Annotated in this window: 17 protein-coding genes; 5 read left to right on the top strand and 12 right to left on the bottom strand. The window is 58.6% G+C overall.

Features of this window, described 5'->3' with window-relative positions:
- Nucleotides 1-70: 70 nt before the first annotated feature.
- A complete protein-coding gene (locus GJA_RS13510; RefSeq protein WP_051780823.1) occupies nt 71-607 on the top strand; it encodes a fasciclin domain-containing protein in 537 nt (178 codons plus the stop codon).
- Between the two features lie 5 nt (nt 608-612).
- Here the strand turns inward: GJA_RS13510 and GJA_RS27350 are convergent, their stop codons facing one another.
- From GJA_RS27350 to GJA_RS13505, 3 genes are all read right to left on the bottom strand, one after another.
- Nucleotides 613-861, bottom strand: coding sequence for a hypothetical protein (locus GJA_RS27350; RefSeq protein ID WP_144241529.1), 249 nt, complete (start codon nt 859-861; stop codon nt 613-615).
- Between the two features lie 14 nt (nt 862-875).
- Nucleotides 876-1,172: a hypothetical protein gene (locus GJA_RS26720; protein ID WP_242404535.1), complete on the bottom strand. Its 297-nt coding sequence runs from the start codon at nt 1,170-1,172 to the stop codon at nt 876-878.
- 77 nt (nt 1,173-1,249) lie between these two features.
- Nucleotides 1,250-1,564: a hypothetical protein gene (locus GJA_RS13505; protein WP_038493078.1), complete on the bottom strand. Its 315-nt coding sequence runs from the start codon at nt 1,562-1,564 to the stop codon at nt 1,250-1,252.
- A 167-nt stretch (nt 1,565-1,731) separates the two neighbouring features.
- Here GJA_RS13505 and GJA_RS13500 point away from each other — a divergent pair, with 167 nt between their 5' ends.
- Nucleotides 1,732-2,238: a gluconokinase gene (locus tag GJA_RS13500; protein ID WP_242404534.1), complete on the top strand. Its 507-nt coding sequence runs from the start codon at nt 1,732-1,734 to the stop codon at nt 2,236-2,238.
- Between the two features lie 197 nt (nt 2,239-2,435).
- The gene (locus tag GJA_RS27345; protein ID WP_144241528.1) at nt 2,436-2,645 is read left to right on the top strand and encodes a hypothetical protein; all 210 of its coding nucleotides are present in this window, start codon (nt 2,436-2,438) and stop codon (nt 2,643-2,645) included.
- An 80-nt stretch (nt 2,646-2,725) separates the two neighbouring features.
- Here the strand turns inward: GJA_RS27345 and GJA_RS26715 are convergent, their stop codons facing one another.
- From GJA_RS26715 to GJA_RS13480, 4 genes are all read right to left on the bottom strand, one after another.
- The gene (locus GJA_RS26715; RefSeq protein ID WP_081905401.1) at nt 2,726-2,956 is read right to left on the bottom strand and encodes a hypothetical protein; all 231 of its coding nucleotides are present in this window, start codon (nt 2,954-2,956) and stop codon (nt 2,726-2,728) included.
- Nucleotides 2,957-3,186: 230 nt separating this feature from the next.
- The gene (locus GJA_RS13490) at nt 3,187-4,206 is read right to left on the bottom strand and encodes an SDR family oxidoreductase (RefSeq protein ID WP_038499804.1); all 1,020 of its coding nucleotides are present in this window, start codon (nt 4,204-4,206) and stop codon (nt 3,187-3,189) included.
- Between the two features lie 104 nt (nt 4,207-4,310).
- The gene (locus tag GJA_RS13485; protein WP_038493075.1) at nt 4,311-4,877 is read right to left on the bottom strand and encodes a TetR/AcrR family transcriptional regulator; all 567 of its coding nucleotides are present in this window, start codon (nt 4,875-4,877) and stop codon (nt 4,311-4,313) included.
- A 312-nt stretch (nt 4,878-5,189) separates the two neighbouring features.
- Nucleotides 5,190-5,507: a hypothetical protein gene (locus GJA_RS13480; RefSeq protein ID WP_038493073.1), complete on the bottom strand. Its 318-nt coding sequence runs from the start codon at nt 5,505-5,507 to the stop codon at nt 5,190-5,192.
- 231 nt (nt 5,508-5,738) lie between these two features.
- Here GJA_RS13480 and GJA_RS13475 point away from each other — a divergent pair, with 231 nt between their 5' ends.
- The gene (locus GJA_RS13475; RefSeq protein ID WP_038493071.1) at nt 5,739-6,635 is read left to right on the top strand and encodes a LysR family transcriptional regulator; all 897 of its coding nucleotides are present in this window, start codon (nt 5,739-5,741) and stop codon (nt 6,633-6,635) included.
- Nucleotides 6,636-6,741: 106 nt separating this feature from the next.
- Here GJA_RS13475 and GJA_RS26710 read toward each other — a convergent pair whose 3' ends face one another.
- The 3 genes from GJA_RS26710 to GJA_RS13465 all read right to left on the bottom strand — a co-directional run bounded on the left by GJA_RS26710 (nt 6,742) and on the right by GJA_RS13465 (nt 7,978).
- Nucleotides 6,742-6,972: a hypothetical protein gene (locus GJA_RS26710; protein WP_081905400.1), complete on the bottom strand. Its 231-nt coding sequence runs from the start codon at nt 6,970-6,972 to the stop codon at nt 6,742-6,744.
- A gap of 96 nt (nt 6,973-7,068) precedes the next feature.
- Nucleotides 7,069-7,452, bottom strand: a complete 384-nt coding sequence (locus tag GJA_RS26705) for a hypothetical protein (RefSeq protein WP_038493069.1) — start codon at nt 7,450-7,452, stop codon at nt 7,069-7,071.
- 214 nt (nt 7,453-7,666) lie between these two features.
- On the bottom strand, nt 7,667-7,978 hold the full coding sequence (locus GJA_RS13465) for a hypothetical protein (protein ID WP_038493068.1): 312 nt from the start codon (nt 7,976-7,978) through the stop codon (nt 7,667-7,669).
- 375 nt (nt 7,979-8,353) lie between these two features.
- Here GJA_RS13465 and GJA_RS13460 point away from each other — a divergent pair, with 375 nt between their 5' ends.
- Nucleotides 8,354-8,602, top strand: a complete 249-nt coding sequence (locus GJA_RS13460; RefSeq protein WP_144241527.1) for a hypothetical protein — start codon at nt 8,354-8,356, stop codon at nt 8,600-8,602.
- Between the two features lie 101 nt (nt 8,603-8,703).
- Here GJA_RS13460 and GJA_RS27340 read toward each other — a convergent pair whose 3' ends face one another.
- Together GJA_RS27340 and GJA_RS13455 are read right to left on the bottom strand one after the other, a co-directional pair.
- Nucleotides 8,704-9,378, bottom strand: coding sequence for a hypothetical protein (locus GJA_RS27340; protein WP_144241526.1), 675 nt, complete (start codon nt 9,376-9,378; stop codon nt 8,704-8,706).
- Between the two features lie 9 nt (nt 9,379-9,387).
- Nucleotides 9,388-13,665 carry an RHS repeat-associated core domain-containing protein gene (locus GJA_RS13455; RefSeq protein ID WP_051780822.1) on the bottom strand — a complete coding sequence of 1,426 codons (4,278 nt, stop codon included), beginning with the start codon at nt 13,663-13,665 and terminating at the stop codon, nt 9,388-9,390.
- Between the last annotated feature and the right edge of the window lie 10 nt (nt 13,666-13,675).

The raw sequence follows: 13,675 nt of genomic DNA, 5'->3' as shown, positions 1-13,675 counted from the left end.
GCGTAAATAGCCCTGCAATCATGCACAGGCAGTCATTCAGGAGATAATCATGCGTACCTTTACCCCAGCAATGTTGTTTGCCGCATCCATCATGGCCGCGGGCGCCAGCTTCGGCGCGGACATCAGCGTCATGGTCGGCGGGCAGAGTATGTTGCCGAGCAAGGATATCGTCGACAATGCCGTCAACTCGGCCGATCACACCACGCTGGTGGCGGCGGTCAAGGCAGCCGGACTGGTCGACACGCTGAAAGGCAAGGGACCCTACACGGTGTTCGCACCGACCAATGCCGCGTTCGCGAAATTGCCGGCCGGCACTGTCGACAGCCTGGTCAAGCCTGAAAACAAGGCGACCCTGACCAAGATCCTGACCTATCACGTGGTGCCGGGAAAATATGATTTCGCAGCGCTGGCCAAGGAAATCAAGCTGCATGACGGCAAAGCGACGCTGCCGACCGCCAGCGGCGGCAAGCTGATGTTCGCGATGAACGGCATGCACAATATCGCGGTCATGGATGAGAGCGGCAATAGCGCCAATATCAGCACCTACGATGTCTATCAGTCGAATGGCGTGATCAATGTCATCGACAGCGTGCTGATACCGAAATAAAGGCTTTAGTTAAAGGCGTCTTCGGGGTCTGCCGCCAGCGGCAGGCTCAGCCCGGGATCGTCCAGGCCGGCATACAGAGGCGGTTCGGTGTGTTGGACAAACGTGTCGCAGGCGTAAAGAAAAGCCAGGCTGGCCAGCAATATGATGATATGTTTTTGCATGTCTGCCTTTGCTTGCGCGTCAGGGAGGCGCGGGACGATGTGCGCCACCGGCGCCTCAAAAAAAAGACAGGCAAGCCTGTCTTTTTTTGACATGGATGCAGCCCGGATTACTTGGCTGGAGCGGCTTCGGCTGCTGGCGCTTCGGTTTTGGCTTCAGCGGCTTTTTTTGCTTTTTTCGCTTTGTGGTGCGATTTTTTAGCGGCTTTTGCTGGCGCCGAAGCTTCCGCGCTGGCGGCTGCCGGTGCTGCCGCAGGAGCCGAAGCGGCAGGTGCTGGAGCTTGAGCGAATGCAGCGGAAGCGAACAGGCCGGCGATCAGGGTAGCGATAACTTTTTTCATGTTGTAATCCTCACGTGGTTGAATGTTGGGTAGTGCATTGAATCGGTGTAACTGAGTCCGTATCACTGAGCAAAAAACGCGTGCAGCAGGTGATCCGTTGACGACCTTTACAAAGGCTTACATTTGCCGCTGCGAAGCGGCGCTTACTTGGTGGCTGGCGCCGATGCCGCCGGCGTTGCCGACGCGGCTACCGCTTTCACTTCACCGGCGTTGACTTTGCTCTTTTTCACGCCGTGATGCGCTTTGACTGTGTCGGCGGTCTTGGCTTCCGCGCTGGCTGCCGGCACGGCGGTCGCCGCTTTGGCATCCGCCTTGACGACTTCCTTGCTGTGCTTGACTTCGGCTTTCATGGCGACCGGAGCGGAAGCGGCGGGGGCCGACGCGGCTGGCGCTGGAGCTTGAGCGAATGCAGCGGAAGCGAACAGGCCGGCGATCAGGGTGGCGATAACTTTTTTCATGGTGCAATCCTCAAGTGGTTGTTTAATGTGTGAGTGCTGGGATAATTCTGCTGTGGCTGAATTCCCGTGTCTCTGAGCAAAAAACGCGCTGGCGGACGGGACCGTTGACGGACATTACAAACGCTTACATCTGCGTGCAGATGCAAAAGAACAGGTAAGGAATACGTATGCAACAACAGAAAAAGAGCTGGGTCGTGATGGGCGTCAGTGCTTGCGGCAAGAGTGAAATCGGGCGCCGCCTGGCGGCCGCGCTGGACCTGCCGTTTATCGAGGGCGACGATTTTCATCCGGCCGGCAATGTGGCGAAGATGTCGGCGGGGATTCCCCTGACCGATGCCGACCGGGCTGGCTGGCTGTTGACGCTGCAGGCGAAAATCGCCGCCGCGCGTATCAATGGATCAGGACTGGTGCTGTCTTGCTCGGCGTTGAAGCGGTGTTACCGCGATGTGCTGCGCGGCGGCGATGCGGCGCTCGGTTTCGCGCACCTGGCCGGCGCACGTGATGTCCTTGCCGCGCGCATGACGGGCAGGGCGGGCCATTTCATGCCGCTGAACTTGCTCGACAGCCAGTTGGCCACGCTGCAACCGTTGCAATCGGATGAAACCGGCATCACGCTGGACCTGGAGCAGCAGCCGGATCGGTTGATTGCGGAAATAATTGCCTGGGGCGGTTGAGGCGCCGCCATACCGCCAGCGGCACTGTGCTGGTATCGGAACGGCTGAAATACAGCAGCAGGGAAGCGCCGGCCGCCAGCAAGCCGCCGGCCGGAGGCAGCCACGGCAACTCCAGACCGGAACCAGGGCACAGAGAGTCAGCCGCATGCCAAGCGCGTTTGCCAAAAGGCACGAATCTTGCTGCCGGCAAGGCGCGGTTGACCGCGCAGTTAAAGGAAGAAGGCTCGCAAGGCTTGTTTGCCTCGATCGCGATACGGCTGACGATGGGCGAGAAGGCCGACCTGGGGCCCGACCTGGATGCGTCGCTTGCGCCGGATGACGAACAGATGGACAAGGCGATCACCAGGAATTGTTCGTTTATCGATTCGGCGGTGCAGCGGTCGCAGGAAAAAGCCGGAGCTGTTTAGGTGTGACGTATGACTGAAACGCCGTCCGGAAATGAAAAAAGACAGGCGAACCTGTCTTTTTTCATCGGTGCAGCCCTGAATTACTTGGCTGGAGCGGCTTCAGCTGCTGGCGCTTCGGTTTTGGCTTCAGCGGCTTTTTTTGCTTTTTTCGCTTTGTGGTGCGATTTTTTAGCGGCTTTTGCTGGCGCCGAAGCTTCTGCGCTGGCGGCTGCCGGCGCTGCCGCAGGAGCCGAAGCGGCAGGTGCTGGAGCTTGAGCGAATGCAGCGGAAGCGAACAGGCCGGCGATCAGGGTAGCGATAACTTTTTTCATGGTGCAATCCTCAAGTGGTTGTTTAATCTGTTAGTGGGGATAATTCCCGTGTCACTGAGCAAAAAACGCGGTCGATTGCCTGAGCGTTGACGCCACTTACAATTGCTTACATTTGATTAATTTATATCGTATTCGAGGTCGTTCAACTGTTTGCTGAGACGCCACAGCCGGTCGGCCAGTGCATCATCGGCTGCTCGCCGCGCCAATACCGCGCACGCGAACCCGGCGCTCTACACCGCGTTCTTCTCGATCAGGCTGTTGGCGCAATCGAGCACGGTGGTGGCGGCAGGACGCGGCGTCCAGCCCAGCACGCGGCGCGCCTTGGCCGCGTTGAAGCTGTGCTTGCGGCCCAGGCCGGGCGTCACCACTTTCAGCGACGGATCGAACAGCGACAGCAGGCGCAGCGCGAAGTCCGGCATGCGGCGGGTCGGCACCTTGGCCGCCTGCGTGCCCAGCCTGCTGCGCAGGGTGCCGGCGATATCTTTCATCCACAGGTAATCGCTGGCCGCGATAAAGCGCTGGCCGGCCGCTTCCGGCGCCGTCATGGCGCGGATATGCGCATCGGCCAGGTCGCGCACATCGACGACATTGAAGCCCAACCTTGGATAGGCCGGCATCTTGCCGCTCAACAGGCGGCCGATGACTTGTACCGAACCGAGGTTGTCGGCGCTCAGCAGCGGGCCGAACACGGCGCTGGCCAGCACGGTGGTCAGCGTGGTGGCGCCGCCATGCGTCCGCATGAAATCCCAGGCCGCCATTTCGGACAGTATTTTCGATTTGCGGTAGGGCGGCAGGTTGCGGTCGTCCGGGTTGCTCCAGACGGTTTCGTCGTTAAAGCTGTCGGGGCCGCGCTGCGGCGGACACGAGGCAGCCGTGGACGACGTCATGACGACTCGCTTGACGCCGGCCCTGGTGGCGGCGCGCAACACCCGCAGCGTGCCGTCGCGGGCCGGGATGATCAATTCATCGGGATCTTTTGTGCCATCGCCGCCGAGCGGCGAGGCGACATGCAGCACGTAGTCGCAGCCGGCCATCGCGGCATCCCAGCCAGCGTCGCTGGTCAGGTCTGCGCCGTGGAAGGTCAGCTTGTCGCCGGCGTCGACGACCGGGACCAGCATGGCGCGGATCGCGGCTTCCCTGGACAGGCTGCGCAAGGTAGTGCGCACGGTGTAGCCGCGCTTTAACAGTTCGGCGATACACCAGCCGGCGACAAAGCCACTGCCTCCGGTCACTAAAACGGTATCTGACATGGTCATGCTCCCATATTTGTGACTGTCTGGACAGTCATTATCGTACTTCAAAAAAAGCCGCACAGGCGCGGCGTCTGATTTCCAAGGTGAACCAGCTGACGGCATCAGGTCAGCGCCCGCCACAACATGGCGAACCCTGTATCGCAATGCAATTGTGCTTGCGCCGGATGGGCAATCATGTAATCCATGGTCGCGCCCGACAGCGAACTGACCACCGCAAAAATGAACGGCAGCGGATGGTCGCGCAGCGGGCCGCCGGCGCAGGTACGCTGTATCAAGTCGACGATTCCCATCGACGCTTGCTGGCCGGCGGCCCGGCTGGCCGGGCTGATGTCGTCCGACATGGACAGTTGCGCCATCGCCTTGCGTTTATCGGGCCAGCTGGTGGCCCATTGCATCCAGCGCGTCCACACGTGCAGCGTTTGTGCGCGCAGGTCGGCGCCGGCCGGCAGTTGCTGCATCGCGCTGCTCATCACTTCCTGTTTCAGTTCCACATACAACTGGCTGAACAGCTCGGCCTTGGTGTCAAAATAATTGAACAGCGAGCCATTCGCCACGCCGGCTTCTTTCGCGATAGTCGCGGTCGGCGCGCCCAGGCCCTGGCTGGCGATCACGCGGATCGCCGCCGCCATGATCGCGTTGCGCTTGTCTTCACTTTTGGGCCGGGACATGGTTACCTCACTCATTGCATTCACTATCGAGTTCGCATGATATATCAAGAGTGACTGATCAGTCAATTAAATTTTCAGTGCCGGTCGATCATTTTTTGCCGTTGTTGCCGCAGCAATAAAAAAAGACAGGCGTACCTGTCTTTTTGGAACTGCGAAACGGCGCTTACTTAGAGCCTATCCCAGTAGTGAGCGTCGTCTACTGGCCGCGCATCAGGAGCGCGGACCAGGCGTGAGGAGCAAGCGTGGCGAGCCACGCGACGACGATCAACGCAGTCCCCGTTCCTGAGGGGCGCCAGAAGAGGGCGTATTCATCTACTGGGATAGGCTCTTAGTGGCTGGCGCCGATGCCGCCGGCGTTGCCGACGCGGCTACCGCCTTCACTTCACCGGCGTTGACCTTGCTCTTTTTTACGTCGTGATGTGCTTTGACCTTATCGGTCTTTTCGGTCTTGGCTTCTGCGCTGGCTGCCGGCACGGCGGTCGCCGCTTTGGCATCCGCCTTGACGGCTTCCTTGGTATGCTTGGCTTCGGCTTTCATGGCGACCGGAGCGGAAGCGGCGGGCGCTGGTGCTTGAGCGAATGCAGCGGAAGCGAACAGGCCGGCGATCAGGGTGGCGATAACTTTTTTCATGGTGCAATCCTCAAGTGGTTGGGGTGTCGGTTTGTGCTGGGATGATTCCCGTGTCACTGAGCAAAAAACGCCGTGGCGGACGCTGGCGTTGACGGCGATTACAAACACTTACATTGCGCTGTCGGCAGCGGTAGCGGCATCGACAAAGCGGGTTCTGCTATATTGGCCGCCAATGTAAAGTACACCATCAAAAAGTTCCCCATCAATTCACGGCCAACCTACAGTCACATCATGAAAACCAGTGCATTCGATGGCGTCGAAGCGTTCCTCGCGGTAGCCGAGCTAAAAAGTTTTACCACCGCCGCGGCGCGTCTCGGCATCACGCCGACCGCCGTCAGCAAGGCCGTCAAATTGCTGGAACAGCGCCACGGCGTGATCCTGTTCCAGCGCACCACGCGCAACGTCGCGCTGACCGAAGCGGGACTGAGCCTGTTCGCCGGCATGCGTCCGGCGGCGGCCCAGATCGGCGACGCCTTCGCCGCCCTGAACGCTTACCGCGACCGGCCGTCCGGCACCTTGCGGCTGACTGTGCCGCGCGCCTTGGGGGCGCTGGTGATGCAGCCGCTGGCCAGCCGCATGCGGCAAAACTGCCCGGACGTCAAACTCGATATTTCGCTCGACGACGGCACCGTCGACCTGGTCGAGCAAGGCTACGACGCCGGCATCCGGCTTGGCCAGTCGGTGGCGCAAGACATGGTGGCGATACGCCTGACGCCGGACTTGTCCTGGTCGGTGGTGGGCGCGCCATCCTATTTCGCGGCGCACGGCCGGCCCGCCACGCCGGAACAACTGGTGCGGCACGAAACCATACGCTACCGCTTCCTGACGTCGGGCACGCTGCCGCGCTGGAAATTCATCGAGCAAGGGCAGGCCTTCCACGTCGAAACGTCGGGTGGATTGATCGTCAACGACACCACGCTGATCGCGCATTTCGCGCGCCAGGGGTTGGGGCTGGCGTATATGGCGGACATGGAAATCGCCGGCGATGTCGCCGCCGGGCGGCTGGAGCGGGTGCTGGAATCGTACATCCCGGCCACGCCGGGGCTGTATCTGTATTTTCCGGTGCGCACCCAGCACCAGCCCAAATTGCGCGCGCTGATCGACCTCGCGGCGCAACTGGCATATTGAGTGCGCATGCTTGAAACGATGGGCGCCAAGTACGCCGATCAGTAAAGTTGCAGACGTAAAAAAAGACAGGCAAGCCTGTCTTTTTTTGACATGGATGCAGCCCGGATTACTTGGCTGGGGCGGCTTCTGCTGCTGGTGCTTCGGTTTTGGCTTCAGCGGCTTTTTTTGCTTTTTTCGCTTTGTGGTGCGATTTTTTAACGGCTTTTGCTGGCGCCGAAGCTTCTGCGCTGGCGGCTGCCGGTGCTGCCGCAGGAGCCGAAGCGGCAGGCGCTGGAGCTTGAGCGAATGCAGCGGAAGCGAACAGGCCGGCGATCAGGGTAGCGATAACTTTTTTCATGGTGCAATCCTCAAGTGGTTGTTTAATCTGTTAGTGGGGATGATTCCCGTGTCACTGAGCAAAAAACGCGTGGACTAGGTGATCCGTTGACCGCCTTTACAAACGCTTACATTTGCCGTTGTCGTCATGTTTTGCGGCATTCGCAGCGGCGCCCAAGGCCGGCAGAATGACAGCGAAAAAAAAGACAGGCGAACCTGTCTTTTTATGGAAACCGTTTTGAGGCTTACTTGGCGGCAGGTGCTGCCGCTGGTGCTGCGTCGGCCTTGACGTCGTCAGTTTTGGCCTTGGCTTTTTCGCAGCGTGATGCGCTTTGACTTGCTTGGCGCCAGGCAGTTTCGTTGCGCCAGGCTCGGCGACATCCTTGAGCGGCAGAGTTTGGGCTTTCATCGCCACTGGCGCGGAAGCGGCTGGAGCCGGAGCTTGAGCGAATGCAGCGGAAGCGAACAGGCCGGCGATCAGGGTAGCGATAACTTTTTTCATGGTGCAATCCTCAAGTGGTTGTTTAATCTGTTAGTGGGGATGATTCCCGTATCACTGAGCAAAAAACGCAATGGCGAACTGGTCCGTTGACGGGCTTTACAAACGCTTACATTTGCCTTGTTGTCATGCCTATGGCGCAGGTGAGTGCCGATGGGGGCGTGAGCGTAAACGAAAAAAGACAGGCGAACCTGTCTTTTCCCAGAGTAGGGCCGGATTACTTGGTGGGGGTTGCTTCAGCTTTGGCTTCGTCGGCCTTGGCCTTGGCTTTTGCTGCCTTGTGGTGGGCCTTGGTTTTGGCTTCCTTGGCGTCGGCTTTGGCGCTGGCGACGTCTGCTTTTGCATCGGCGGTTGCCGCGGCTTCCTTGGCGTCGGCTTTAGCGACGGCCTTGCTTTCTTTTGCGTCTGCTTTGGCCACTTCTTTCGTATGTTTTGCTTCGGCTTTGGCCGGCACAGAGGCTGCAGGCGATTGCGCGAATGCTGCAGTTGCGAACAAGCCAGCGATCAGAGTAGCGATTACTTTTTTCATGGTTCAGTCCTCAAGAAGTGATTCAAAGATGTATGTTCAAGCGGGATCATTCCCGTCTCAGGTCCAGAAACGCGCCGCTTGCCGCATCCGTTGACGTTGATTTACGGATATTTGCAAATAGTTTTCATCTTTTTTCGCCTATGCTTGCAACAGAAATGAATAATGTAAAAAGAATATTATTTGCTCATCATTGTGGAAAGTGGTGCACCCGCTAAGCATGGGACTGTGCAGCCAGTCACCATGCAATAGGCGGGTCTGTTGCGGTCAAGCCGTATCAGGGCTGGGATACCGTGAAATCATTTCCTGGGCAGTTCCGTGCCGCTCGATTGGATGAGCTGGCGGCGTTGAAGAGCGACGCTCAATGGACGATAAACCATGTCCACAGCCGTCTCGATGTCGGCAAGCAGCCGTGGGATGATGCCGATGGCGGCGTTGCCTCGCTTTACAAGTCAGCTTGCCGCATGCTGCGAGGCGTTTTTGTTTGCGTCGCTTGAAACGTCGATCCATGGCGACTGCGAGGGCGACGATTTCTCGATCAAATACCCCAGATTCGGCTGGATCAACTCAATATGGCGGGCCATCACAACGCCTTCGTCGCCTTCCTTGTTGATTGCCGGGATATAAAAGAGATCGCCAGCATTGCTGGTGCTTGTCAGTTGTTTAATTCCACGCCTCCTGTCTTGTCGAGCTGGATGATTTTCTATTTTAATAATTAATATTTTAAATTAAAGCATGATGTTTCTTGTCGCATTTTTCAACTCCGCGGTGAAATCTGTTGAACGTGCTTGTGGGACAAGTTTTTCTGATACATCCTCTGCTTTTTGAAATGCATATTTGAGTAGATTTGTATCAGATGTTTTTATTGCATACCCTACTAAATGTTCCAGGAAAGCCCTCAAGTCACCTGGCCAAAAATGGTGCATCGGTTTCATGAACTCTTCAATTGTCGTTTTTTGGTTCAGATGCGGATTAATAAAATTTTCTTCTTCCGATTTTATTTGCCTTGCGTAGTTTTTTGCGAAATCGATAGAAGTTTCTTTTGAGTTGCAATGGTATATGGTTTTATCATTGGAAAATCTTCCTATCGTGGAATAGATTCCTACGCCTTCCCAATATGCTGTGGATTTTTGATAGTCGTAATCCTCTGATAATTTACTGTTTTTGAAAATATCCTTCATTATTTCCGATAAATCTTTATATATAATTTTTATTTGCCCAAATGCTTTGTAATTTCCTCTTCCGTTAAGTGAATAGCTCAATACAGTTTTTTGTAATGCATTTTCTTTTGTGAAAATATTAAGTTCCACTGATGATGTTTCTTTGTCGAAGCAATACCCGACGTTTTCCATTTCCCGTGTTAGTTCTTGAAGAATTGCTTTTGCTATTGATGTTTTTGACATGTTATACCATTATTTTAATATTTTTCCCGTTCTATGGTCGACGGTTAATTCTATTGTTTTGAGCGGACCAGTGTCAGACCCTTTTCCTCCTGAAATTTTCCCATCAATTTTTCGCGTACCCCATGTGGTATTTCCATTAGAAGATTTCCCCACTGCTATATCAGCATCTTTGGATAACTGACTTGGATTTCTATATGCACCTCCCGTTTTTACTTCCACGTGGAGCAACTCGCCAGTTTTTCGATCTTTGATCAAAATATCCATTTTTCGGTAATGACCATTCCCAGGTGTATTTACTCGTACCTCTTTGTCAATCACCTCAAATCTTTTTGAGCTGAGCAAGCGCGCCAGAAATTCATCGCGTCCGGAATTTCCTTGGGTCTGGTTGGCTTGAGGACTGCACGTCCAGCCCCAAGGATCTATCCACGTTAGCGGATTTGGTGCATATGTATAAAGATTGGCCCCGCCTGCCAAGCCAATCGGATCAGGCGAAATGAACTTCCCGATATCCGGATCATAAAACCTGGACGTGTTGTAGTGCAGCCCGGTATCCCGGTCCAGATACTGGCCCTGGAAGCGCAGGTTTTGCGGCAACGGTTGGCTGGCCGGCTGGCCGGGTTCGGCCAGCTCCCACGTTTCGCTGACGGTGTTGCCCCAGGTCTTGTACTGGGCTTGCCATACCAGCTTGCCATTGGCGCCGCTCAGTTCTTCCGGCATGCCTGAAACATCGTTATGAAAATAGTACACCTTGCCCGCTACCGTGTCGTTTGCGTCCGGCAACGGTGTGCAAGGTGCGGCGACGGCATCGCTGGCGGCCTGGCTGTCTATCCTTGCCAGCGGTGCATAACTATCGGGTTCATACAGATAGGTGGCGACATCGCCGCCGCGCTGTTCCTGCAGCATGCGCAAGCCATCCCACAGGAAGCGGGTGGTGCCGAAGGCGTCGGTTTTCTTGATCCTGCGCCCCAGCGCATCGTAATCGAAATAGACCAGTTGGCGCACGCCGGATCGCACCGTTTCGACTTCCCGCAAGCGGTGTTCGCCGTCGTAACGGAAATGCTGCACGGTATGGGCGCCGATCTGTTTGCTTTCCAGCCGGCCATGCACATCGTAGTCGAAGCGTTTGTCTTCGAACATCAGCAGGCGGTTATGTTTGACGTAGCCGGCTTGCTGCGTGCTGTCGACCAGGTTGGCCGCCGCATCCCAGTTGAACAGTTCGCGCCGCGCCGCCTGGGCGCTGCTCACAATGCGCCCGAGCGGGTCGTATAGATAGTGGCTGACGCCGTTACGGGAATGGCGCTTTTGTGTCATTTCCCCGGCCGGGTCGTAGCGCCACTCCTTGCGCAGCACGGTATCGTGCCGGGCTTCCCCGCTGGCGTGCTGCCAGGTTTTCCGGCCCATGCTGTCATAGCCGAAGCTGCTGCCGAGACGGCCCTGGCTGCGCGACACTTCGCGGTGCAAGTCGTCGCGTTCGATGTCGCTGACGATGCCGCCGTCGATATTGATCTGGTGCAAGTGGCCGGAGCCGTAATACAGGCTGTTGATAGTGCGTCCATCGGGCAGCGTGGTGGCGCTGCGGTTGCCCAGTGCGTCGTATTGATGACTGAGCTTGCCCATCTGTCCCGTTTCGCTGAGCAATTCGCCGCGCGGGCTGTAGCTCAACATTAAGTGATCGTGCACGGTGCGATGGCCGCCGCTGTCGCTGTATTGCCGGGCCTGCACTAACTGGCCAATCTGGTCGTAGCGGTAGGCGGTGCCGCGGCCGCGCGCGTGTCTGGCGCTGAGGCGGCCCAGCGCGTCGCGCTGCATGCGCAAGGTCAGGGCATCGGTTTCGCCGACGGCGTCGGTGACACTCACCGGCAAGCCGCGTGCATCGTGGACGATGTGGCGGATCGTGCCGTCGAGGCCGGTTTCTGCGATGACGTGGTCGTTGCGGTCGTACTCAAAACGGTAGGCTTCGCCGTTTTCATTGACCAGCCGTTGCAGCCGGTGGGCATTGTCGTAGACAAACTGCACGCTGTGGCCGAGTGGATTGGTGCGGCGTGTCAGCAGGCCGCGCCGGTTGCGCTGGTATCGGGTTTCACGGCCGGCGCTATCGATGCTGGCAGTCAGTTGGCCGAGCGCATCGTAGCGCAATCTTTGCAGGCTGCCGTCCGCTGCGGCAATGCTGTGCAGACGGCCCAGTGCATCGTTGTCGTAGCGCGTGGCATGGCCCAGCGCGTCGGTGACGGATGCCAGCGCGCCGCGCGTATCGTAGGCGAAGGCGCTGTGCTTGCCGGAACAGTCGGTGTAGCCGGTCAGTTGCCCACATACATTCCATTCCAGGTGTGTATAGCCGCCGCGCGCGTCGCGTATGGTGTGCGGCAAGCCGCGGCTGTCATGGAATTGTTCGGTTTCATAAGCGGAGGGGTCGGTGGCGGCGATCAGGTTGCCGCGCTGGTCATAAACATAAGACCAGCGGTTGCCGGCCGCGTCGGTCTCGGCGGTCGGCACGTCGAGACTGGCATGCCATTCCGTTTTTTCGATTTGGCCCAGCGCATTGATGACGGTCAGCAGCCGGCCGGCGGCATCGTATTCGCAGCGGGTGACGGCGCCGGAGGGATCGCCGCATTCCACCAGTTGCCGGTTGGTATCCCACAGGTAGCGCCAGACATGTCCTTCGGCATCGGTATAGGCGGCCGGCTGCTGGTCGTCGTTCCAGTCCCATCGATATTGTCTGCCAAGCTGGTCGTTCACGCTGGTATAGCGCAGCAGCAGGTCGTAATGGAAGTCATACCCTTCGCCATCATCGGTCCAGTGCCTGGCCACGCGGGCATGGTTGCCGCTGCCGCTCCATTCATAATGGCATGACAAGCCGCCCGGCACGCTGTGTTCGCTCATCAAGCCTTGGCGGTAGGCGAAACGGCGCACTTCTTGTCCGCTGCGGTCGTGTACTTGCGCCAATTCGCCTTGCGCGGTGTAGCGGTATGACATCAGCGTCTCGGCCGGCTCGTCCAGCGCGCCTTTGCCCAGGCGCACTTCTGCCACGCGCGCGGGGAATGACGGGTCGTACAGCAAGTCCAGCCGCCGTCCGCAGCCGTCGTTGATGTGCAACAGGCGGCCAGTTGCGTCGTAGCGCAGCGCGTGCCAGTTGCCGTTACGGTCTTCCAGCCGCTGCAGTTTGAGCGTGCCGGCAAAGTGCGGGGCGGGCAGGCCGAAGTCGCGGTACATGCCGTCGATGCTTTCCACCAGATACTGTCCCAGTTCGGTGCAGATCAGGTAATACCCTTCGGCTGTGCTGTAATGGCTGCTTCCGGGCTGCACCGGCGGAAAGGTGATGCGCCGTCCCTGCCAATCGCAATAGTGCAGGGCGGCTACTTGCCCCGCCGCATCGCGCTCGATGCTCAAGGCGACTTCATAGGGCACGCTCCAGCCAGGTCCGAACAAGCCGCCGTCGCGCTGGTCGTGGCTGCTGTAAAAACGGCACCATGCCAGCGCCAGCGGGCCGGGCAGGAGGAAGTCGGGCGTTTCGCGCAGCACCTTGCCGCCGGTAATCACGTTCACCGGGTGGCCGATATAGTTCTTGATGTGGTGGCCGACCATGCTGCCGGCCATCGCTGCGCCAAAGTTCATCAGCAGGCAGGGCAGTGCCGATTTCAGCGCCGACAGGTTCATCTTGCCGCGTCCGCACAGCGCCAGCGCGACGCCGAGCGCGACGCCGAGGGCGCTGATCCACCATGGCCGTTCGTCTTCGATGTCGCGCACGGTGACAGTGCCGCCGCCGATGAACACATTGTCCGAGCCGGCCGCGATGGTGCCGCCGCAAGTGGTCTTGTCGCCGGAGCGCGCCGCCGGGTGGCCGTCGATGAAGACGTTGTCCGAACCTTGGGCGATCATCGGCGGCGGGCCGGACGCATGCATTGCGCAGGCGATGACATCGAGCGGGCCGGGCGCGGCGGCGCGCGCCGCCGCCAGCGAATTGGTGCGCACGCCGGGCGAGCCGCTGACGATCTTGCCTTCGATCGATGGCGGTATCAGCGCATCGACCAGCCGGTTGATGTGATGGTCGATAAAACCGTTCAAGCCGCTGCCTTCCATGGCCGCGCCGACCGCAAAGCCGATCGCCAGCAGCGCCACCAGGCCCAGGCCGCCGGTCGCCAGCGTGGCGACCAGGGCGGCGCTGACGGCGATCGTCAAGGCCGCGCCGACCAGCGCGCCGACGATCAGCGAACCGCCCATCTTGGCAAGGTTGCCCCAGATCGAGGTGTGGGCGATCGGGTCGGTCAGGCGGGCGGCGGCCGGGCACATCGGATGTTGC

Source organism: Janthinobacterium agaricidamnosum NBRC 102515 = DSM 9628 (assembly GCF_000723165.1).
Classification (GTDB): Bacteria; Pseudomonadota; Gammaproteobacteria; order Burkholderiales; family Burkholderiaceae_D; genus Janthinobacterium; species Janthinobacterium agaricidamnosum.
Note: the sequence above shows the minus strand (reverse complement) of the source record. Positions and strands in the feature narration are given on the sequence as shown.

Coding starts and splice junctions, on each gene's coding strand:
- GJA_RS27350 (WP_144241529.1), bottom strand. CDS start 861: ATGTCAAAAAAAGACAGGCTTGCCTGTCTTTTTTTTGAGGCGCCGGTG.
- GJA_RS26715 (WP_081905401.1), bottom strand. CDS start 2,956: ATGAAAAAAGTTATCGCTACCCTGATCGCCGGCCTGTTCGCTTCCGCT.
- GJA_RS13465 (WP_038493068.1), bottom strand. CDS start 7,978: ATGAAAAAAGTAATCGCTACTCTGATCGCTGGCTTGTTCGCAACTGCA.
- GJA_RS13500 (WP_242404534.1), top strand. CDS start 1,732: ATGCAACAACAGAAAAAGAGCTGGGTCGTGATGGGCGTCAGTGCTTGC.
- GJA_RS13480 (WP_038493073.1), bottom strand. CDS start 5,507: ATGAAAAAAGTTATCGCCACCCTGATCGCCGGCCTGTTCGCTTCCGCT.
- GJA_RS13460 (WP_144241527.1), top strand. CDS start 8,354: ATGTCCACAGCCGTCTCGATGTCGGCAAGCAGCCGTGGGATGATGCCG.
- GJA_RS13475 (WP_038493071.1), top strand. CDS start 5,739: ATGAAAACCAGTGCATTCGATGGCGTCGAAGCGTTCCTCGCGGTAGCC.
- GJA_RS13455 (WP_051780822.1), bottom strand. CDS start 13,665: ATGTGCCCGGCCGCCGCCCGCCTGACCGACCCGATCGCCCACACCTCG.
- GJA_RS13490 (WP_038499804.1), bottom strand. CDS start 4,206: ATGTCAGATACCGTTTTAGTGACCGGAGGCAGTGGCTTTGTCGCCGGC.
- GJA_RS26710 (WP_081905400.1), bottom strand. CDS start 6,972: ATGAAAAAAGTTATCGCTACCCTGATCGCCGGCCTGTTCGCTTCCGCT.
- GJA_RS26705 (WP_038493069.1), bottom strand. CDS start 7,452: ATGAAAAAAGTTATCGCTACCCTGATCGCCGGCCTGTTCGCTTCCGCT.
- GJA_RS13485 (WP_038493075.1), bottom strand. CDS start 4,877: ATGTCCCGGCCCAAAAGTGAAGACAAGCGCAACGCGATCATGGCGGCG.
- GJA_RS13510 (WP_051780823.1), top strand. CDS start 71: ATGTTGTTTGCCGCATCCATCATGGCCGCGGGCGCCAGCTTCGGCGCG.
- GJA_RS13505 (WP_038493078.1), bottom strand. CDS start 1,564: ATGAAAAAAGTTATCGCCACCCTGATCGCCGGCCTGTTCGCTTCCGCT.
- GJA_RS27340 (WP_144241526.1), bottom strand. CDS start 9,378: ATGTCAAAAACATCAATAGCAAAAGCAATTCTTCAAGAACTAACACGG.